Annotated in this window: 16 protein-coding genes; 13 read left to right on the top strand and 3 right to left on the bottom strand. The window is 57.3% G+C overall.

Annotated features, from left to right (window positions below; all coding sequences use genetic code 11):
- Window positions 1-181: 181 nt before the first annotated feature.
- Window positions 182-544: a type II toxin-antitoxin system RelE/ParE family toxin gene (locus G9X48_RS08305; RefSeq protein WP_004388208.1), complete on the top strand. Its 363-nt coding sequence runs from the start codon at window positions 182-184 to the stop codon at window positions 542-544.
- Window positions 531-827 carry a helix-turn-helix domain-containing protein gene (locus G9X48_RS08300; protein WP_004388209.1) on the top strand — a complete coding sequence of 99 codons (297 nt, stop codon included), beginning with the start codon at window positions 531-533 and terminating at the stop codon, window positions 825-827. Before G9X48_RS08305 ends, G9X48_RS08300 begins: the two co-directional genes overlap by 14 nt.
- A gap of 9 nt (window positions 828-836) precedes the next feature.
- Here the strand turns inward: G9X48_RS08300 and yegD are convergent, their stop codons facing one another.
- Entirely contained in the window at window positions 837-2,189 is a 1,353-nt protein-coding gene (yegD, locus tag G9X48_RS08295; RefSeq protein WP_038880076.1) for a molecular chaperone, read from the bottom strand.
- A 135-nt stretch (window positions 2,190-2,324) separates the two neighbouring features.
- Here yegD and alkA point away from each other — a divergent pair, with 135 nt between their 5' ends.
- Window positions 2,325-3,173 carry a DNA-3-methyladenine glycosylase 2 gene (gene alkA, locus G9X48_RS08290; RefSeq protein ID WP_038880079.1) on the top strand — a complete coding sequence of 283 codons (849 nt, stop codon included), beginning with the start codon at window positions 2,325-2,327 and terminating at the stop codon, window positions 3,171-3,173.
- Here alkA and G9X48_RS08285 read toward each other — a convergent pair.
- Window positions 3,163-6,552, bottom strand: a complete 3,390-nt coding sequence (locus G9X48_RS08285) for a diguanylate cyclase (protein WP_072186876.1) — start codon at window positions 6,550-6,552, stop codon at window positions 3,163-3,165. The two genes, alkA and G9X48_RS08285, sit on opposite strands and share 11 nt — an antisense overlap.
- Before the next feature lie 300 nt (window positions 6,553-6,852).
- Between G9X48_RS08285 and udk the strand changes: the two genes are divergently transcribed.
- From udk to asmA, 3 genes are all read left to right on the top strand, one after another.
- Entirely contained in the window at window positions 6,853-7,494 is a 642-nt protein-coding gene (udk, locus tag G9X48_RS08280; protein ID WP_004386755.1) for a uridine kinase, read from the top strand.
- 83 nt (window positions 7,495-7,577) lie between these two features.
- A complete protein-coding gene (gene dcd, locus G9X48_RS08275) occupies window positions 7,578-8,159 on the top strand; it encodes a dCTP deaminase (protein WP_004386756.1) in 582 nt (193 codons plus the stop codon).
- A gap of 30 nt (window positions 8,160-8,189) precedes the next feature.
- Entirely contained in the window at window positions 8,190-10,031 is a 1,842-nt protein-coding gene (gene asmA, locus G9X48_RS08270) for an outer membrane assembly protein AsmA (protein WP_032988320.1), read from the top strand.
- 59 nt (window positions 10,032-10,090) lie between these two features.
- Here asmA and G9X48_RS08265 read toward each other — a convergent pair whose 3' ends face one another.
- Window positions 10,091-11,680, bottom strand: a complete 1,590-nt coding sequence (locus tag G9X48_RS08265) for a TerC family protein (RefSeq protein WP_046377192.1) — start codon at window positions 11,678-11,680, stop codon at window positions 10,091-10,093.
- A gap of 732 nt (window positions 11,681-12,412) precedes the next feature.
- Between G9X48_RS08265 and G9X48_RS08260 the strand changes: the two genes are divergently transcribed.
- The 7 genes from G9X48_RS08260 to wcaD all read left to right on the top strand — a co-directional run bounded on the left by G9X48_RS08260 (window position 12,413) and on the right by wcaD (window position 20,101).
- Window positions 12,413-13,552, top strand: a complete 1,140-nt coding sequence (locus tag G9X48_RS08260; protein ID WP_004386759.1) for a polysaccharide export protein — start codon at window positions 12,413-12,415, stop codon at window positions 13,550-13,552.
- A gap of 5 nt (window positions 13,553-13,557) precedes the next feature.
- Entirely contained in the window at window positions 13,558-14,001 is a 444-nt protein-coding gene (gene wzb, locus G9X48_RS08255; RefSeq protein ID WP_004386760.1) for a low molecular weight protein-tyrosine-phosphatase Wzb, read from the top strand.
- A gap of 2 nt (window positions 14,002-14,003) precedes the next feature.
- Window positions 14,004-16,166, top strand: coding sequence for a tyrosine-protein kinase Wzc (wzc, locus tag G9X48_RS08250; protein ID WP_038880084.1), 2,163 nt, complete (start codon window positions 14,004-14,006; stop codon window positions 16,164-16,166).
- Between the two features lie 189 nt (window positions 16,167-16,355).
- Entirely contained in the window at window positions 16,356-17,201 is an 846-nt protein-coding gene (wcaA, locus tag G9X48_RS08245; RefSeq protein WP_166499920.1) for a colanic acid biosynthesis glycosyltransferase WcaA, read from the top strand.
- Window positions 17,202-17,203: 2 nt separating this feature from the next.
- Complete coding sequence (gene wcaB, locus G9X48_RS08240; RefSeq protein ID WP_029464221.1) at window positions 17,204-17,692, top strand: colanic acid biosynthesis acetyltransferase WcaB; 489 nt, start codon at window positions 17,204-17,206, stop codon at window positions 17,690-17,692.
- Complete coding sequence (gene wcaC, locus G9X48_RS08235; protein WP_007902942.1) at window positions 17,689-18,906, top strand: colanic acid biosynthesis glycosyltransferase WcaC; 1,218 nt, start codon at window positions 17,689-17,691, stop codon at window positions 18,904-18,906. Before wcaB ends, wcaC begins: the two co-directional genes overlap by 4 nt.
- Window positions 18,881-20,101 (top strand): colanic acid polymerase WcaD, encoded by a 1,221-nt coding sequence (gene wcaD, locus G9X48_RS08230; protein ID WP_007869217.1) that lies wholly within the window; start codon window positions 18,881-18,883, stop codon window positions 20,099-20,101. The genes wcaC and wcaD overlap by 26 nt, the downstream gene beginning before the upstream one ends.
- Window positions 20,102-20,107: the final 6 nt, after the last annotated feature.

The following is a 20,107-nucleotide window of genomic DNA, read 5'->3' as shown; positions in this document are numbered from 1 at the left end:
TTAGTCAGCCCTGACCGCAGAAAGATGGAGGAAATATGAAACACCGTTTAGAACTGTCTGAATCGCTCAGGTTTTACGAGACGTCTCGCAGAGGCGCAATTCGTTGATGGAGAGAGAATAAAACCTCTCTTAAAGTATGGTTTTATCTGTGGATATAAACTATAGTTTATGAGGGATGGGTATGGCATGGACGGTGATTTTTACCGATCGTTTTAACGACTGGTATCAGCAGCAGCCCGAAGGATTACAGGATCGTATCGCCGCGCTCTTATGGAACTTACGTTATTCCGGCCCGCTTGTCGGACGCCCGCTGGTCGATACGGTGAAAGGTTCGCGTTATCCCAACCTGAAAGAGCTACGTGTGCAGTATGGCGGCGAACCCTGGCGCGTCTTTTTTGCGTTTGACGCTGAACGTCAGGCCGTTGTGCTCTGCGCAGGCAATAAACGAAGCCAGAAACATTTTTATGACGCCTTAATCAGGCAGGCTGAAGAAGAATTCTTCCTGCATGTGCAAGCGATGGAGAGACGAAATGAAAACTCTTGATGACGTAATGGCGGGCTTTTCCCCGGAACGGCAGGCTGAAATCCTGCGCATGGCAGACGAAATCGCGCTGGAGCACGGCCTGCCGCGCATTCGCGAAGCGCGGGCGTTTTCGCAGCAGCAGCTGGCGGAGATAATGGGCGTCACGCAGCCCGCTATCGCCGCCATCGAGCAGCGCGGTAAGGAGATCAAACTGCTGACGCTCAAGCGCTACGTCGAAGCGCTGGGCGGCAAGCTCTCTTTACTGATAGAGCTGCCCGAAGGCAGCAAAGTGATCCCCGTCTGACCGCGCCGGTTACTGAAACACCACCTGCGCCCAGCGCGCAAGGCCCGCGGTGACGGAGCCGAAATCGTCGCCGCCCTGTACCGGGATGCCTGGCAGTTGCGCCTGCAGCGCCTCGCGGATGAGCGGTGAACGCGCGCTGCCGCCGGTGAGATAAATAACATCCGGGCGCTCGTTGCTTGCCTCAAGCGCCAGCGTCACCTGCTCAAGGATACGCTGTAGCGGCGGGTTGAGCGCCAGCGCGAGCGCCTGCTGTGTAATTTCCTGGCTCAGCTGTGGCTCAATAAACGGCAGCGCGGTCTGGCAGAGCGGGGCCTGCGAGAGCGCGATTTTGCTCTCTTCCGCCGCGCGCACCAGACGGTAGCTCAGGCGTTGCCGCCACACTTTTTGCAGTAGCGCCACTTTTTGCGGCTCGCGGGCATCGCGGGCTAAATCCGCCAGCAGGCGTCCGCAGGCGGCGCTGTAGAACTCGCTCTGCGCTGGCACGTCGTTAATCGCGCAGGCGTTCCACCACGGCAGCACCGGCAGCGCGGTGCCTTTTTCGGTTTCGCCGCCCATGCCGAGCAGCGGCATCAGCTGTTTAAACGCCAGCGCGATATCCAGATCGTTACCGCCCACGCGGCAACCGCTGTGACCGAGAAGGCTTTGATCGCGGTCGCGGCGCGCGCGCCACTGCGGGCCCATCAGCAGCAGCGAACAGTCGGTGGTTCCGCCGCCGATATCCACGACCAGCACGCGCTGCTCTTCGCTCAATGTGGCTTCAAAATCGAGACCAGCCGCGACCGGCTCATACTGAAACACCACGTCGCGAAAACCAGCGCGGTGCGCCGCGCGCTCAAGAATCCCCTGCGCCTGACGGTTGGCGTCATCGCCGCCGAGTCCCTGGAAGTTGATCGGACGGCCAATGACCGCCTGGTCAATCTCCGCGTTCGCCTGTTGCTGAGCCGCCTGGCGAATATGCACCATCATCGCGCAGACCAGGTCTTCAAACAGCGCGACCTGTTGCGGCTTCAGCCCGCTGGCACCGAGAAACGACTTCGGCGACTTCACGAACCAGACCTCTTCCGGGTCGTCCATGTACTGGCGCAGCGCGCTGAGCCCGAACTGTACGCTGCCCGGCGTCACGTCGATGCTCTCTTCGCGGTTATAGCTCAGCGCGCGGCGCAGCAGCGCCTGCGTTTCCGCGCCGCTCGCCTCGACATTCTGATGGCGATACAGCCATTCGCTTACCGCCTCGCGCACCGGCGCGCCAATCATGGACGGCAGCAGCGTCGAGCCCTGCTCAAGCGGCAGCATTTGCGGCACGCCGTCACGCATCATCGCGACAGAACAGTTGGCGGTGCCGTAGTCAAAACCGATAAACATTCACATATTCCCCATGCCGTGAAGAAGGGGGGCGACTTTAGCGAAATGTCGCGTCGGCGGCAAATGGAATAACTGCGCAAGGCAAAAAAAGGGCGTAGCGATTAAGCTTTAGAAATCAAAAACAAAGGAGACGCTATGTTTACGCTTCGCTATCAGCCGCCTTACGACTGGCCGTGGATGTTACGCTTTCTGGGCGATCGTGCCGTGGCGGGCATTGAAGAGGTGAGCGAAAACCACTACCGACGCACGCTGGCTATCGGCGGGCATCAGGGCTGGTTTAGCGTCACGCCGCACCCGGCGCACGCAACGGTGACGCTTGAGATGAGCGACGGCCTGCTGCCGGTGGCGGAAGAAGTAGAGTCGCGCGTGATGCGGCTGTTGGATCTGCGTTTCGACCCGACGCCCATGCTAGAAACGCTCGGGCCGCTCGCCGCCGACAGACCAGGCTTGCGGCTGCCGGGGTCGGTGGATGTGTTTGAGCAGGGCGTGCGCGCGATTCTCGGGCAACTGGTGAGCGTGGCGATGGCGGCGAAGCTGACCGGCAAAGTGGTGCAGGCGGTGGGGATGCCGCTTGAAGATGGCACCGGCTGGCGGTTTCCGACGCCTGAGGAGATGGCGCGCGCCGAGCCTGCGACGCTGAAAGCGCTCGGCATGCCGCTGATGCGCGCCGGGGCGCTTATCCAGCTCGCCCATGAACATCTGGCCGGGCGGTTTCCGCTCACCTGTCCGTCCGATGTCGCCGCGGGCGTGAAAGCGCTGACGCAACTGCCGGGCATCGGCCCCTGGACAGCAAATTATTTCGCGATGCGCGGCTGGCAGGCACCGGATATTTTTCTGCCGGACGACTATCTGATTAAGCAGCGTTTCGCGCCGATGACGCCTGCGCAAATTCGCCGCTATGCCGCGCGCTGGCAGCCGTGGCGCACCTACGCGCTCCTGCACGTCTGGTACGCCACGGCGTGGCAGACGCCAGTCAGTGAATAGCGAAATAGCTGGTGGCAAGACGCGCGCTCAGCGCCTGCGTCTGGGCCACCGTTTCGCCAAACACCAGATCGATGCCGACATTCGCGAGCGTTTCCAGCAACGACTGCTGGTCGGCAGGCCCGGCGATAGTTTGCAGGCCGAGGCGGCGCGCGTTACCCATCACAATCGTCAGCAGCATTTCGTCCATCAGGCTTGCATGGGCGTCGGCCACCAGATCGCTTGCCACCATAATGTAGTCGGCACACGAGGCGGAGAGATGTTCAAAAACCTCCAGCTCGCGACCGATATGGCTCAGTACAACCCGACAGCCCGCTTCACGCAGGCGCGCCAGCTGACGGCGCGCCTGCGTGGCATCCTGCATCAGCACGTCGCTATCGATAACCAGATGCAGCAGGCGCGGCGGCAGCGGGCTCGCGGCGAGCTGCGCCAGCAGCGCATCGAGACGCTGCGCGTTTAATAGCGTCGCGCCGGAAAGCGTGAGCGCCACGCCGACGCCTTTTTGCGCCACGCTGGCGGCGTGATCCCGGAAGAAATCGGTCATCATGCGCGTATCCAGCGCCTGCATCAGCTCAGGATCGTTAAGCCCCGCGCGGAAGCTGTGCTCTTCTATCATTTCGCCTTCGCTGGTCCACAGACGCAGCGACAGCAGCCAGAAGCTGGCGCTTTCCGGCACACGCGGTGAGGCGACGGGGCGCACCATCAGGACATGATGATGCTCATTGATCATGCGTTGCTGCTCCTGGGCAGTCAGCGTGCCGCGGCCGCTGTGGAGTTGTTGCTGGTGCGGCTCGTAGACCGTAACCACGCCGCGCCCGGCGTTTTTCGAGGTATAACAGGCGATATCCGCCTGCGACATCACGTCCTGCGCCTGATTATTCGAGGCGTCGATAATCGTGATCCCGGCGCTGGCGCCGATGCGGTGCAGGCGGCTCTCCCAGACAAACGGGTATTCGTTGATGGCCGCCACAATGCGCTCGCAGATGGTGCGGGCGTTCTCCAGGCTGCAATCCGGCAGCAGCAGGCCGAATTCATCGCCGCCGAGACGCGCCAGCACGTCGGTGGTGCGCAGCATTCCGAGCATCAGCGAGGCCAGTTCACGCAGCAGGGCATCGCCCGCCGCATGTCCGGCCGAGTCGTTCACCGCTTTAAAACGGTCGAGATCGATATAGACCAGCGCGTGGCGCTGATGGGTGTCGCTAACGCTTTGCAGTAACCGCTTGAGGTGCGTCTCGAAACTGACGCGGTTGGCGAGATGGGTGAGGGCGTCATGCGAGGCGCTGTAGCTCAGCTGGCGGAGCATTTTGCGCGACTCGGTCACGTCATGGATAACCAGCACCGAGCCGATATTTTCCCCTTCCAGCGTGCTGAGCGGCGTGATGGTATAGTGGATATCGTAATTACCGCCGCTGCGGCAGTGCAGCACTACGTCCTGTTCAATGCCGGTCCCGGCGTGCGTGGCTTCGCCGCTGTGAATATCGTCCAGCAGCGGGCCGTTATCGCCAAAAGTGATGCGCAAAATCGTCAGGATTGACTGACCAATCGCCTCTTCCTGACGCCAGCCGCTCATCTTCTCGGCGACCGGGTTCATAAAGGTGACGTTCATATCGACATCGGTACAAATCACCGCTTCGCCGATGGAATCGAGCGTGATATGCAGGCGCTCTTTCTCCTGGAACAGCGCCTCGTTGAGCTGTTTCACCTCGGTCATGTCCATATTCACGCCGAGCAGACGCTCCACTTCGCCCTGCTTATTGAGCACGCGGTTGGCGAGCGCGCGAATGTGGCGAACACCGTTTTTCACCTGAATGCGAAACTCAAGTTTAAACGGCATGCGCGCGCGTAGCGCCTCCTGAATCGTGGCTTCCGCGTGGGCGACATCTTCTTTCAGCAGCCGCGATTTCCACAGCTGGTACGTGGGGCGCGTATGCGGTGGCACTTCGTAAAGCTCAAACATGCGCTGGTCCCAGGCGAGCACGTCGGTGCCAAGCTCCCACTCCCAGATGCCGATGCCACCCGCTTCGTTGGCAAGCGTGATGCGCTCCATCAGGCGCTTGTTCACCCATTCGGTGCGCTTGAGTTCGGTAATATCTTCAACCTGGGCGATAAAATAGAGCGGTGAGCCGTCGCGCTGGCGCACGATAGAGACCGCCAGCAGTGCCCACACCACATCGCCCGCACGGGTGTAGTAGCGTTTTTCGAGCGAGTAGTTGTTCGTTTCGCCGTTCAGCAGCTTCTCCACCTGTTCCATATCGGCATGCAGATCTTCAGGATAGGTGAGCTGCTGGAAGCTCATGTGCGCGAGTTGCTCAGGCGTATAACCGAGAAAGTTACAGAGCGCCTTGTTGACCTGCAAAAAGCCGCCTTCTGTGGAGACCAGCGCCATGCCGATGGCGGAATACTCCATCGCGTTGCGAAAGCGCGTTTCGCTCTCGGTAATCAGCTTGCGCTCTTCGCGCGAGGCGTACATCACCATGGTCATGACGTTCGCGGGCAGCAGAATCATCAAAAACGGCAGCCACGGCGCGTTGACCACCATGCCCTGATGGGGCAAATCTAGCAGCGCGGGGTTAGTGGCAATAACGAAAGAAACCATCATGACGGTGGCGAGAAAGACGGTAAACGCCTCCAGGCGCGGCAGGCGAATCGCACTCCACATCAGCAGCACAATCACAAAAGTAAATGGCCACGGCATATAGTGGAGCGCGAGCCAGCTGCACAGCAGCGTGACGCACAGCGTCGCCAGGCTTTCGGCCAGCAGGCGGGGGCTGCGGTGGCGCAACAGATAGCGCGCTTTAAACAGCAGGCCGAGCGGCACCAGCGCCAGCGCGCCGATGGTTTCCGATAAGATCCACACCAGCGCCAGGCGCAGCGTCACGTGACCCTCGCTGATGGCCGCCAGCAATAAGCCACCCACCAGCGGCGGTACCACGGCGCTGGCGAATGCCAGCCGCAGCCAGTTATTTAAGTTTTTAAGCGGGTTATACCAGGGCAGCAGTTTGCGCAGCAGTATGGCGCCCACCAGCGCTTCGACGATGTTTATCACGGTATACGAAAGCTCAAGGTGCCCAGGCGGGAACAGCGTCAGCGTCGCGAGCACCGTGCCTGCGCCGCAGACCAGCGCAATCGGCACCCACAGGCGCAGGGCGTGGCGAAAGAACGCCACCATCATAATGGAGGTCGGGAACCACAGCGGGGCCAGCAGCGTGTCGAATAGCGTCAGCTCAAGCGAGAAGAGCGTAAAAATATAAGTCAGCAAGCCAAGACTGACTAAGCGCAGCAAAGGATGCGGCGTGGCCGCCAGTTCCTGCTTGTTCTTTTTTTTAATCATTACCACATAATCCGCATAGGCATTGCCGTCAGGTGCAATACCCGAACGCATCAGGAAAAATGTTTCGGTTATGCTAGTACAAACAATTTACAATTCCTATGGCGTCTGCTCATAAATTAACTGTGGTGAATAATAAAAAGCGCACCGCTCCGTTTGCGCCTCGCTTAATCCCTGTTTGCGCAGCCAAAAACAGGGCTTTTCACCTGCCATGTGCGACAGAATTTGCGCACTTATTCTCACGATTGCAGCATCGACTGGTATCAATTTCGTGAAATCCCTATAATTGCCGCGTCTGACGCGACGGCGTCACCCTTCCTTTTCTCTTTATTATGTAAACCAGGTCGCTAATTTATGACTGACAAGTCCCATCAATGCGTCATCATCGGCATCGCCGGCGCATCGGCTTCAGGTAAAAGCCTTATCGCAAGTACCCTCTATCGGGAGCTGCGTGAGCAGGTCGGTGATGAACACATTGGTGTTATTCCAGAAGACAGCTATTACAAGGATCAAAGCCATCTGTCCATGGAGGAGCGGGTTAAAACCAACTACGACCATCCGAACGCGATGGATCACAACCTGCTGTTTCAACACCTGCAAATGCTGAAAGCAGGTAAACCCATCGAGCTGCCGGTTTACAGCTACGTGGAGCACACCCGTACCGCGCAGACGGTACATATCGAACCGAAAAAGGTGATTATTCTGGAAGGGATCCTGCTGCTCACCGACGCGCGTCTGCGTGAAGAGATGAATTTCTCGATTTTCGTCGATACCCCGCTCGATATCTGCCTGATGCGTCGCATTAAGCGTGACGTCAACGAGCGCGGCCGTTCTATGGACTCTGTGATGACGCAGTATCAGAAAACGGTGCGCCCGATGTTCCTGCAATTTATCGATCCTTCCAAGCAGTACGCCGATATCATCGTGCCGCGCGGAGGTAAAAACCGCATCGCTATCGATATTCTCAAGGCGAAAATCAGCCAGTTCTTTGAATAAGCTGCGTTTTGCGTGTACCGTTCCAGAAGTTACCCTCAGGCTTTCGGCATATGCCGGAAGCCTGAACACATCAGGAGAGTGTAATGCGTCTTTGTGACCGAGATATTGAAGCCTGGCTGGATGAAGGCCGACTGGCGATTACCCCGCGTCCGCCGGTGGAGCGCATTAACGGCGCCACGGTGGATGTGCGTCTTGGCAATAAATTCCGCACCTTCCGCGGCCATACCGCTGCGTATATCGATTTAAGCGGCCCGAAAGATGAAGTGAGCGCGGCGCTCGATCGCGTGATGAGCGATGAAATCGTGCTTAACGACGGCGAGGCGTTTTTCCTGCATCCGGGCGAACTGGCGCTGGCGGTGACCTATGAGTCCGTCACGCTGCCGGCGGATCTGGTCGGCTGGCTCGATGGTCGTTCGTCACTGGCGCGGCTTGGATTGATGGTGCACGTGACCGCGCACCGTATCGATCCAGGCTGGCAGGGCTGTATCGTGCTGGAGTTCTATAATTCAGGTAAGTTGCCCCTGGCGTTGCGCCCAGGCATGTTGATAGGCGCGCTCAGTTTCGAGCCGCTTTCCGGCCCGGCGGCGCGGCCTTACAACCGTCGCCAGGATGCGAAATACCGCGATCAGCAGGGTGCTGTCGCCAGCCGTATAGACAAAGACTAAGCGCCCGCGGGCCGGTCTGCAGAGGATGCCATGAGACGAGTTCTGACCACGCTGATGATCTTACTGGTGGTGTTTTTCGCCGGTCTCTCCGCGCTGGTGATGCTGGTAAATCCCAACGATTTTCGCAGTTACATGATAAGCCAGGTGGAACGGCGCAGCGGCTATCAGCTCAGGCTGGACGGCCCGCTGCGCTGGCACGTCTGGCCGCAGCTCAGCATTCTCTCAGGCCGGATGAGTCTCACCGCGCCGGGTGCCAGCCAGCCGCTGGTCAGCGCCGATAACATGCGCCTCGACGTAGCGCTGTTTCCGCTGCTCTCGCATCAGCTCTCGGTACGTCAGGTCATGCTGAAAGGCGCGGTGGTTCAGCTCACGCCCCAGAGCGAAGCGCGGCATGAACCCGGCGCGCCAGTCGGGCCGAAAAACAGCGCGCCGCCGGTGGAAGATTCCCACGGCTGGTCGTTTGATATCGCCCGTCTTAAAGTCGCGGACAGCGTGCTGGTGTTCCAGCATAAAGATGATGAGCAGATCACCGTTCGTAACATCAATCTGCAAATGGAGCAGAACGAGCATCACGACGCGCAGCTTGAGCTGAGCGGCAAAGTGAGCCGCGACCAGCGCGATTTAACGCTCTCCTTGAGCGCTGCGCTCAATGCAGCCGACTATCCGCAGACGCTGAGCGCCACCGTTTCTCAGCTCTCCTGGGAACTGCGCGGCGCGGATCTGCCGCGCGATGGCATTGTGGGCAACGGCACGCTCCAGGCCCGCTGGCTTGAGGGTGACAAACGGCTGGAATTCAGCGCGCTCAACCTTAAGGCCAACGACAGCCAGCTCGCCGGGCAGGGGAGCGTGACGCTTGGCGACACGCCGGGCTGGGATCTCGATTTGCATTTCAGCGCGCTCGATCTGGAAAAACTGCTTGCGCCGGACGCCGCCACGACCACCGCCGTCGCCCAGCAGGGCCAGCAGAATGCGCGCCCGCGCCCGGTGATTGCGAATGAAGTGGAAGAGGCGCCTTATACGGGGCTGCGCGGTTTCAACGCCAGCGCCACGATTAAAGCCGACAGCGTGCGCTGGCGCGGGCTGACCTTCAGCGACGTGAACGCGCAGATGCGCAACCAGGCGGGGCTGCTGACGCTCTCTGCGCTCAGCGGTAAGCTTGGCACGGGCGAGCTGTCGCTGCCGGGAACGCTGGATGCGCGTGACGATGTGCCGCAAGCGCGTTTTACGGTTAACGCGAAAGAGATTGAGGTGGGCGATATCCTGCACGCCTTTAACTATCCTATCGCGCTGACCGGTAAAATGAGCGTTGACGGTAAGTTTCAGGGTGACCGCATCGACGCCCAGGCGTTTCGTGAAAACTGGGAAGGCGAGGCGACGCTCGCGCTCAAGGGCAGCCGCATGGAAGGGCTAAACTTCCAGCAGCTCATCCAGCAGGCGGTGGAGCGCAGCGGCGGCGGCGTGAGCGCGCGTGAAGATTTCGACAACGCCACCACGCTCGACAGCTTCACCACGCACGCGACGCTGGATCACGGCGAGCTCACGCTTGATGAGATGCAGGGGCAATCGTCGCTGCTGGCCTTAAGCGGCGAGGGCACGCTCGATCTGGTGCGTGAACAGTGCGACACACGCTTTAAGGTTCAGGTGACGGACGGCTGGAAAGGCGACGACAAACTGGTGCAGTGGCTGAAAACCACGCCGGTGCCGCTGCGGGTTTACGGCCCGTGGAACGCGCTTAACTACAATCTTCAGGTTGACCAGTTACTGCGTAAACATCTGCAGGATGAAGCGAAGCGCCGTCTGAGTGACTGGAGCGAGCGTCACAAAGACAGCAGTGACGCGAAGGATGTGAAAAAACTGCTCGATAAGCTCTAAGAGCTATCACACAATAACTCACACAAAAAAGCGGCCTGATGGCCGCTTTTTTTATGGCGTTACGCCGCGCCGGGAGACAGTTCCTGCGGCGCGGTCTGCGAGGTTATCTGCACCTTCTGGATGCGGTGGTGTTCCACTTCCAGCGTTTTTAACTGGTAATGTCCCACCTGAAGCGTCTCGCCCACGCCCGGAATATGTTGCAGATACTCCATCATCAGCCCCGCGAGCGTATGGTATTCGCGCTTCTCATCCAGCGGCAGCGGCACATACTGAACCAGATCCTCCAGCGGCATATGGCCGTTGGCCGTCCAGCTGCCGTCGGCGTTTTTCTGGATGTCGTGGCGCGCGTCAATCTCTTCCACTTCGTTCGGCAGATTACCGGCGATAGTTTCCATCACGTCGCTTAACGTCACCACGCCTTCCACCGAGCCAAATTCATCGACCACAAACGCGAAGTGAGTACGGGCGTTGCGGAACTGCTCCAGTGCTTTTAAAAGCGGCAGCCCTTCCGGGAAGACCAGCGGCTGGCGCACCAGCACGCGCAGATCCAGCGGCTCGCCGCGCAGCGACTGTTGCAGCAGGTCGATGATGTGCACCACGCCAAGCAGATCGTCTTCATCCTCGTCGCTGCGGATCACCACGCGGGTGTGCTGATTACGCTCCAGCAGCGCGCGCACCTGCGCCTCGGGGGCGTTGATGTCGATATGCTCGACGTCATGGCGGGAGGTCATAATACTGCTGACGGTACGCTGGTTAAGGTTCAGTACGCGCTCAATCATCAGCTGTTCCTGACGGTTAAACAGCGGATGGTTGTCGTAATCGGCAATCAGTGACGCCGTCTGCGGGTCGAGATCGGCGTCTTCTTTCTTGCCGCTGATAAGGCGCATCACCGCTTCCGTGGTGCGCTGGCGCAGCGTCTGGTTGGCGGTGGAGAGAAAACGACGGCGGTTGAAAATCGCGAGCTGGTTGAGCGCTTCAATAATGATGGAAAAGCCAATCGCCGCGTAGAGATAGCCTTTCGGAATATGGAAGCCGAAGCCGTCGGCTATCAGGCTAAAGCCAATCATCAGCAGGAAGCTGAGACAGAGAATCACAATCGTCGGGTGATTGTTCACAAAGCGCGTCAGCGCCTTGCTCGCCAGCAGCATCAGGGAGACGGCGATAATCACTGCCGCCATCATCACCGCCAGGTGATCCACCATGCCGACGGCCGTAATCACCGAATCGAGCGAGAATACGGCATCAAGGATGACAATCTGCGCCACCACCGCCCAGAAGCGGGCACCGCGCCGCTGCGTCGGGTTTTCGGTGTCTTTGCCTTCAAGCCGCTCGTTAAGTTCGACGGTCGCCTTAAACAGCAGGAACAGGCCGCCCAGCAGCATAATTAAATCGCGGGCGCTGAAGCTGAAGCTTTTTATTGTCAGCAGCGGCGTAGTGAGCGTTACCAGCCACGACACCGAGGCCAGCAGGCCGAGTCGCATGATCATCGCCAGTATCAGACCGGTGACGCGCGCGCGGTCGCGCTGGGCGGGGGGCAGTTTTTCAGCAAGGATGGCGATAAACACCAGGTTGTCGATTCCGAGCACCAGCTCCAGCACAATCAGCGTGGCCAGACCTGCCCAGATAGAGGGGTCGGCAATCCATTCCATATGAGGTCAGTTACCTTTTAAGATAAATAGCAGTCTGATGATCCTGGATAAGTCGCGCTTAAAATGCAACGCGAGGCAGAATTATCTTAACGATGTAGTGTGGCGGGAAATTAACCAAAAATGGCAAATAAATGCTAATTAATAGCCAGATGCCATATTGTGGTCATAATGAAAAAGAATGAAATAATAATATTACCCGGATATTTCTTAATTATAATGTCTGCGTAGTTTAACTGCCCCTGCCTGTCAACATGAAGAAAATCCTAAAAGTAATAAAATGGGGCGTTCATATTATTCTTAAAAACAGCACTGCAACGGTGCGTTAACTTGCCTGGTAAAACTTTAGCTGCAACAATCCATTCAGCATTTCTTATTCCCACCGGCACACAAGGATTTATCTTTGTGCGTTCTGGATGAGCAGTGCGCCAGCGTAATGAACCGTCTCTTTCAATAAGATAAATCCAATTGGAAGAGGCTTCACAGGGGTGTGTCAATATAACCGTCTGTTTTTGCAGTAGATTGGTAACTGAAAGCCAAGGGCGGTAGCGTGCCTGAAGTCTGTCAATTAGCCTCAATTATTCTGTCAATAGTATATGGGTAAATAAGCGACTTTTAGGAATGATTCCAGTTATATTCTGGCGCCTGACGCCGCATTCTTGATGCAGGAACAAGCGGTACGGTGGCTTATTTAAAGGGTCAGAATAATTACTCTGCCAAAGTGATAAAAATTCAATGATGAAATCCAGACTGAAATTGATGCCTTTATTGGTGTCTGTAACCTTGATGAGCGGTTGCACTGTTTTTCCCGGCAGCAATATGTCAACGATGGGAAAGGACGTGATCAAGCAACAGGATGCAGACTTTGATCTTGACCGGATGGTGAACGTATATCCGCTGACGCCGCGACTGGTAGAACAATTACGTCCTCGTCCGAATGTGGCCCAGCCGAATATGTCTCTCGACCAGGAGATTGCCAACTACCAGTATCGCGTAGGGCCGGGCGACGTACTGAACGTCACCGTCTGGGATCACCCGGAACTCACCACGCCTGCGGGCCAGTACCGTAGCTCCAGCGACACCGGTAACTGGGTCCAGCCGGACGGCACCATGTTCTATCCCTACATTGGTAAAGTCCACGTGGCAGGCAAAACGCTCGCTGAAATCCGCAGCGATATTACCGGCCGTTTAGCGCAGTACATCGCTGACCCGCAGGTGGACGTTAATATCGCCGCATTCCGCTCGCAGAAAGCCTATATCTCAGGCCAGGTGGCGAAATCGGGCCAGCAGGCCATTACCAACGTGCCGCTGACCGTGCTGGACGCCATCAACGCCGCGGGCGGCCTGACGGATGCCGCCGACTGGCGCAACGTCGTGCTGACCCATAATGGCCAGGAGCGCCGCATCTCCCTGCAGGCGCTGATGCAGAACGGCGATTTGAGCCAGAACCATCTGCTCTATCCGGGCGACATCTTATTCGTCCCACGTAACGACGATCTGAAAGTCTTCGTGATGGGCGAAGTGAAGAAACAGAGCACGCTCAAAATGGACTTCAGCGGCATGACGCTGACCGAAGCGCTCGGCCAGGCCGAAGGCATCGATCTGACAACGTCTAACGCGAGCGGCATCTTCGTTATCCGTCCTCTGCGCGGCGACAACCAGCGCGGCGGCAAGATTGCCAACATCTACCAGCTTGATATGTCTGACGCGACGTCGCTCATTATGGCGACGGAATTCCGTCTGCAACCGTATGACGTGGTCTATGTCACCACCGCACCGGTGGCGCGCTGGAACCGTCTTATCAACCAGCTGCTGCCGACCATCAGTGGCGTCCGTTATATGACGGATACAGCTAACGACATTCACAAGTGGTAATGCCTATGTTCAACAAAATACTTGTGGTTTGCGTGGGGAACATCTGCCGTTCCCCCACGGCGGAGCGGCTGCTTAAGCGCTACCTGCCGGACGTGACGGTCGCGTCCGCCGGGCTTGGCGCGCTGGTTGGGAAGGGCGCGGATGCCAGCGCAGTCAGCGTGGCGGCCGCACATGACCTCTCACTGGAGGGCCATGAGGCCCGCCAGATAACCAGCGCCATGTGCCGCGACTATGACTTAATCCTCGCGATGGAAAAGCGCCATGTCGCCTCGATTTGCGAAATGGCGCCGGAGATGCGCGGCAAAGTGATGCTGTTCGGTCACTGGGACGACCAGCGCGATATTCCCGACCCGTATCGTAAGAGCCGGGACGCCTTTGAAGCGGTTTACGGACTTCTGGATCACTCTGCCCGCCAGTGGGCGCAGGCACTGAAAACGCAGCAGGGATAACGATGACTGAAAAAGTGAGACATTCTGCCGCCCCGGTGGAGGGCGGTGACGAGATAGATATCGGACGCCTGGTCGGCACCGTAGTGGAAGCGCGCTGGTGTGTGCTTGGCATTACGGCGCTGTTCGCGCTGGGCGCGCTGATTTATGTCATGTTCGCCACTCCCATCTACAGCGCCGACGCGCTGGTACAGATAGAGCAGAATCAGGGCAACTCGCTGGTGCAGGACATCAGCACGGCGCTTCAGAACAAGCCGCCCGCATCGGATGCGGAAATTCAGCTGATCCAGTCTCGTCTGGTGCTCGGCAAAACCGTTGACGATCTCGATCTCGACATCGCCGTACAGAAAAAGACCTTCCCGCTGTTTGGCGCAGGCTGGGAGCGTCTGATGGGACGCGCCGACGAGACGCTTAAAGTGACCACGTTCGACCTGCCAAAAAGCATGGCGAATGATGAGTTCACGGTCGAGGTAACAGGCCCGAAACAGTATCAGCTCACCAGCAGCGGCGGCTTTAGCGCCCGCGGTGAAGTGGGCAAACCGCTGAGAAAAGACGGCGTGAAAATGGTGGTGAGCGAGATCCACGCGCAGGAAGGCAGCGAGTTTACCGTCACCAAATACTCCACGCTCGGCATGATCAATCAGTTGCAAAACAACCTGACGGTCACCGAAACGGGGAAAGACACCGGCGTGCTGAGCCTCACTTATATGGGCGAAGATCGCGATCAGATCCGCGATATTCTCAACAGCATCACCCGCAACTACCTTGAGCAGAATATCGAGCGTAAATCGGAAGAAGCGGCCAAAAGCCTGGCGTTCCTCGCCAAACAGCTTCCGGAAGTGCGCGCGAATCTGGACGTCGCTGAGAACAAGCTCAACGCGTATCGCCAGCAGCAGGATTCGGTAGACCTGCCGCTGGAGGCCAAAGCGGTGCTGGATTCTATGGTGAACATTGACGCCCAGCTTAATGAGCTGACGTTCAAAGAGGCGGAAATCTCCAAGCTCTACACCAAAGCGCACCCGGCGTACCGCACGCTGCTCGAAAAACGTAAAGCGCTGGAAGATGAAAAAGCGAAGCTGAATAACCGCGTCACCGCGATGCCGAAAACCCAGCAGGAAATCGTTCGTCTGACACGTGATGTGGAATCGGGCCAGCAGGTGTATATGCAACTGCTGAACAAACAGCAGGAGCTGAAAATCACCGAGGCGAGCACCGTGGGCGATGTGCGCATCGTTGACCCGGCGATTACGCAACCGGGCGTGGTGAAGCCGAAGAAAGCGCTGATCGTGCTTGGCAGCATTATTCTCGGCCTGCTGCTCTCCATCGTGATTGTGCTGCTCCGCTCGCTGTTTAATCGCGGTATCGAAAGCCCGCTGGCGCTGGAAGAAGCCGGAATCAACGTGTACGCCAGCATCCCGCTTTCTGAGTGGCAGAAATCGCGCGACAGCGTGAAAACCGTTAAAGGCGTGAAACGCTTTAAACAGAGCCAGCTGCTGGCGGTGGGTAACCCGACCGACCTCGCCATCGAGGCGATTCGCAGCCTGCGCACCAGTCTGCACTTCGCCATGATGCAGGCACCAAACAATGTGCTGATGCTGACCGGTGTGAGCCCGTCAATCGGTAAAACGTTTGTCTGCGCCAACCTGGCGGCGGTCATCAGCCAGACGCACAAGCGCGTGTTGCTTATCGACTGCGATATGCGTAAGGGCTACACCCATGAGCTGCTCGGCACCACCAATGTGAACGGGCTCTCTGATGTACTGGCAGGCCAGGGCGATATCAGCCGCTGCGCGCAGAAAACCTCTGTGCCGGGCTTCGATCTCGTGCCGCGTGGTCAGGTGCCGCCGAACCCGTCGGAACTGCTGATGAGCGAACGTTTTGCGGAACTCGTGAAATGGGCGAGCGCCAACTACGACATGGTGCTTATCGATACGCCGCCGATTCTGGCCGTGACCGATGCCGCCGTGGTAGGCCGCCACGCAGGCACCACGCTGATGGTCGCGCGCTATGCGGTGAACACCCTGAAAGAAGTGCAGACCAGCCTGAGCCGCTTCGAACAGAACGGCATCCAGGTGAAGGGGGTGATTCTCAACTCCATCTTCCGTCGCGCGACTGGCTATCAGGACTACGGCTACTACGAGTACGAGTACAAATCGGACCACAAGTAGCGGCGTCACGCCTCACTCCGCCCTCCCGCTTCCTGCGGGAGGGTAAACAACCCCAAACGGCAGGCTTATTTTCTTCCTCTTTTAAGAGGAGGAGGGCGGGGGTGAGGGCAACGAACACGGCGCAGCCTTACGCGGCTACGCCCTTGCGGCAACGTGCATAACATCCATTAAGCATTCGGAGAAACCACAATGACCAGCACCGCGCGCCCCTTAGTCTCTGTTTACATGCCGACGTGGAATCGCCAGCAACTGGCTATCCGGGCGATCAATTCCGTGCTGCGCCAGGACTACGACAACTGGGAACTTATCATTGTCGATGACTGCTCCAGCAACTGGGAACAGCTGCAAAACTTCGTTCTGGCGCTTAACGATCCGCGCGTCAGCTACACGCGCAACGACTTTAACTCCGGCGCGTGCGCGGTGCGCAACCAGGCCATTTTGCAGGCGAAGGGCGATTTCATTACCGGCATCGACGATGACGACGAATGGATGCCGAACCGTCTGTCCGTTTTCCTGGCGCATAAAGAGAAGCTCAATCAGCACGCGTTTCTCTACGCCAACGACTATCTGTGCGAAGGCCAGGTCTACTCTCAGCCGACCAGCCTGCCGCTCTACCCGAAATCGCCGTGGTCGCTGAAGCTGTTCTTTAAGCGCAACATCGTCGGCAACCAGGTGTTCACCTGGGCGTGGCGTTTCAAAGAGTCGCTGTTTGATAACGAGCTCGCCGCCGCGCAGGACTACGACATGTTTCTGCGTATGGTCGTGACCTACGGCGAACCGTGGAAAGTAGAAGAGGCGACGCATATTCTGCATATCAACCACGGCGAAATGCAGATAACCAAATCGGCGAAAAAGTTTGCCGGGTATTTCCACTTCTACCGCAAACATAAAGATAAATTCGACCGCGCCAGCAAAAAGTATCAGCTCTTTACGCTCTATCAGATCCGTAATAAACGCATGAACTGGCGCACGCTGCTGACGCTTTTGTCGGTGCGTAATACCAAACGTCTGGCTGACAGCCTGCGGGGGAAATAATGCTGCTTGAGGATCTGCGCGCGAATTCATGGAACCTGCGCCCCTGCTGCATGGTGGTCGCCTATCGCATCGCGCACTTCTGCTCGGTGTGGCGCAAAAAAAATGTGCTTAACAACCTGTGGGCAGCGCCCGTGCTGCTGCTCTACCGCTTTTTTACCGAGTGTCTCTTCGGGTATGAAATTCAGGCCGCCGCTACCATTGGCCGCCGCTTCACTATTCACCACGGCTACGCCGTCGTTATCAATAAAAACGTGGTGGCGGGCGATGATTTCACCATTCGTCACGGCGTCACCATCGGCAACCGCGGCGCGGACAATCTCGCCTGCCCGGTTATCGGTAACGGCGTGGAGCTTGGGGCGAACGTAGTGATCATTGGCGATATCACCATCGGCAATAACGTCACGGTAGGCGCAGGCAGCGTGGTGCTGGACAGCGTGCCGGACAATGCGCTGGTGGTCGGCGAAAAAGCGCGGGTGAAGGTAATTAAATGAACATATTACAATTTAATGTCCGCCTCGCAGAAGGCGGCGCGGCAGGCGTGGCGCTGGATCTTCACCAGCGCGCCCTGCAAAAAGGAATGCGCTCCCGTTTTATTTACGGCTACGGCAAGGGCGGCAAAAAGAGCGTCAGTCACGACAACTTCCCGGAAGTGGAAAAACATACGCCGCGCCTGACCTCCATTGCCAATATCGCGCTGTTCCGTTTCGTCAACCAGGATCTCTTTGGCTCGCTCGACAGCCTTTATCGCCGCATTACCCGCACCGACGGGCCGGTGGTGCTGCACTTTCATGTATTACACAGCTACTGGCTGAATCTCGATAAGGTCGTGGCGTTCTGCCAGAAGCTCAAAGCGCATAAGCGTGATGTCACTTTCGTCTGGACGCTGCACGATCACTGGAGCGTGACTGGCCGCTGCGCGTTTCTCGACGGGTGCGAAGGCTGGAAAACCGGCTGCCAGAAGTGCCCGACGCTCGATAACTATCCGCCGGTGAAAATCGACCGCGCGCACAGCCTGGTCGATAACAAACGCCAGCGTTTTCGCGACATGCTGGCGCTCGGCTGCCACTTTATTTCGCCAAGCCAGCATGTGGCCGACGCCTTTAACAGCCTCTACGGGGCAGGGCGCTGCAAAATTATCAATAACGGCATCGATGTGGCGACAGAAGCCATTCTCGCCGAACTGCCGCTGATGCCGCCGGGCACCGGCGCGCCGAAAATCGCGGTGGTGGCGCACGATCTGCGTTACGACGGCAAAACCAATCAGCGCCTGGTGCGCGATCTGGTGGCGCTTGGCGACAAAGTGGAAGTCCACACCTTCGGCAAGTTCTCGCCGTTTGAAGGCGCCAACGTGGTAAACCACGGCTTTCTGACCGACAAACGCAAGTTGATGAATGAGCTGAATCAGATGGACGCGCTGCTCTTTACATCGCGCGTTGATAACTACCCGCTGATTTTGTGCGAAGCGCTCTCCATCGGTGTGCCGGTCATCGCCACGCACAGCGAGGCGGCGCAGGAAGTGCTCAATAAATCGGGCGGTAAAACGGTCGATGAAAGTGAAGCGTTGCAGCTGGCGCAGCGCGGTAAAGCGCAGATCGCCGAAGCGGTTTTCGGCACGACGCTTGAGGCCTTCCGGGCGCGTAGCCGGGAAGCGTACAGCGGCCAACAGATGCTGGAGGAATATGTCTCGTTCTATCAGAATCTGTAGCTATCTGCTGCTGCCGTTCATCTATCTGGTGGTGAACGTCAAACTGGCGCAGCTCGGCGAGAGTTTCCCGATTACGATTGTGACGTTTTTGCCGGTGCTGTTGCTGCTGTTCGTCGACAAAATCAACCTGAAGAAGCTGATGATCGCGCTCGGGATCGGCGCTGGCCTGACGCTCTTTAACTACGTGTTTGGTAAGTCGCTCGACGCCAGTAAATATGTCACCTCGACGATGCTGTTTCTCTACATCGTTATCATCATCGGGATGACATGGAGCATTCGCTTCAAGACCATCTCGCCGCGTAACTACCGCAAAATTCTGCGGATGTTTTACCTGGTGGTGGGCTTTATCGTCACGCTGGCGGCGCTGGAGATGGCGCAGATTATCCTCACTGGCGGCAGTAGTCTGATGGAGAACATCTCGAAGTTCCTCATCTACAGCAACAGCTATGTACTCAATTTCATTAAGTTTGGCGGCAAGCGCACCACGGCGATGTATTTCGAGCCGGCGTTCTTCGCTCTGGCATTAATCTCAATTTGGCTCAGCATCAAACAGTTTGGTATCAAAACCCCAAAAACCGATGGTATGATTCTTTTAGGGATAGTCTTATCGGGTTCGTTTTCGGGCGTGATGACATTTATCCTGTTTTATTTGCTTGAGTGGGCGTTTCAGTATCTTAATAAAAACGCGATTCGTAAAAAGTTGCCGCTGGCAATTATTTCCCTGGCTGTCTTTATCGTGGGCGTGGTGTTCGCCTTCCCGTATATCGCGGAGCGTATCGGTGATTTAGGCACAGAGGGTTCGTCATCCTATTATCGCATCATCGGACCGCTGGTGATGGTGGGATATTCGCTGACGAATATCGATGGTGTAGTGCGTTTTGGTTCGCTTTACGAATATGTCGCATCATTCGGAATTTTTAACGGTGCGGACGTCGGAAAAACAATAGACAATGGGCTCTACCTGCTAATCATTTATTTTTCATGGTTCGCAGTGTTACTCACCGGCTGGTATATGTTCAGGGTCGGGAAAATGATGATTAACGCATTTGGTAATAATCAGAATTTTCGTGTACAGCTGTGGTTATTTACACCTGTATCCCTGTTTTTTACCGGTTCGATTTTTAGCCCGGAATATGCGTTCTTAATTGTTTGTCCGTTTATTCTGCGTAAAGCGTTAAACATTACAGATTCCTGATGAGGT

This window comes from Cronobacter sp. HA18006, assembly GCF_011605445.1.
In the GTDB taxonomy this organism is placed as follows: Bacteria; Pseudomonadota; Gammaproteobacteria; order Enterobacterales; family Enterobacteriaceae; genus Cronobacter; species Cronobacter sakazakii.
The sequence above is the reverse complement of the archived record's forward strand: the minus strand, read 5'-3'. Positions and strand labels throughout refer to the sequence as shown.

Bases quoted from the DNA above. Each gene is read 5' to 3' on its own strand.
- G9X48_RS08305 (WP_004388208.1), top strand. From the start codon at position 182: ATGGCATGGACGGTGATTTTTACCGATCGTTTTAACGACTGGTATCAG.
- G9X48_RS08300 (WP_004388209.1), top strand. From the start codon at position 531: ATGAAAACTCTTGATGACGTAATGGCGGGCTTTTCCCCGGAACGGCAG.
- yegD (WP_038880076.1), bottom strand. From the start codon at position 2,189: ATGTTTATCGGTTTTGACTACGGCACCGCCAACTGTTCTGTCGCGATG.
- alkA (WP_038880079.1), top strand. From the start codon at position 2,325: ATGTTTACGCTTCGCTATCAGCCGCCTTACGACTGGCCGTGGATGTTA.
- G9X48_RS08285 (WP_072186876.1), bottom strand. From the start codon at position 6,552: ATGCGTTCGGGTATTGCACCTGACGGCAATGCCTATGCGGATTATGTG.
- udk (WP_004386755.1), top strand. From the start codon at position 6,853: ATGACTGACAAGTCCCATCAATGCGTCATCATCGGCATCGCCGGCGCA.
- dcd (WP_004386756.1), top strand. From the start codon at position 7,578: ATGCGTCTTTGTGACCGAGATATTGAAGCCTGGCTGGATGAAGGCCGA.
- asmA (WP_032988320.1), top strand. From the start codon at position 8,190: ATGAGACGAGTTCTGACCACGCTGATGATCTTACTGGTGGTGTTTTTC.
- G9X48_RS08265 (WP_046377192.1), bottom strand. From the start codon at position 11,680: ATGGAATGGATTGCCGACCCCTCTATCTGGGCAGGTCTGGCCACGCTG.
- G9X48_RS08260 (WP_004386759.1), top strand. From the start codon at position 12,413: ATGATGAAATCCAGACTGAAATTGATGCCTTTATTGGTGTCTGTAACC.
- wzb (WP_004386760.1), top strand. From the start codon at position 13,558: ATGTTCAACAAAATACTTGTGGTTTGCGTGGGGAACATCTGCCGTTCC.
- wzc (WP_038880084.1), top strand. From the start codon at position 14,004: ATGACTGAAAAAGTGAGACATTCTGCCGCCCCGGTGGAGGGCGGTGAC.
- wcaA (WP_166499920.1), top strand. From the start codon at position 16,356: ATGACCAGCACCGCGCGCCCCTTAGTCTCTGTTTACATGCCGACGTGG.
- wcaC (WP_007902942.1), top strand. From the start codon at position 17,689: ATGAACATATTACAATTTAATGTCCGCCTCGCAGAAGGCGGCGCGGCA.
- wcaD (WP_007869217.1), top strand. From the start codon at position 18,881: ATGTCTCGTTCTATCAGAATCTGTAGCTATCTGCTGCTGCCGTTCATC.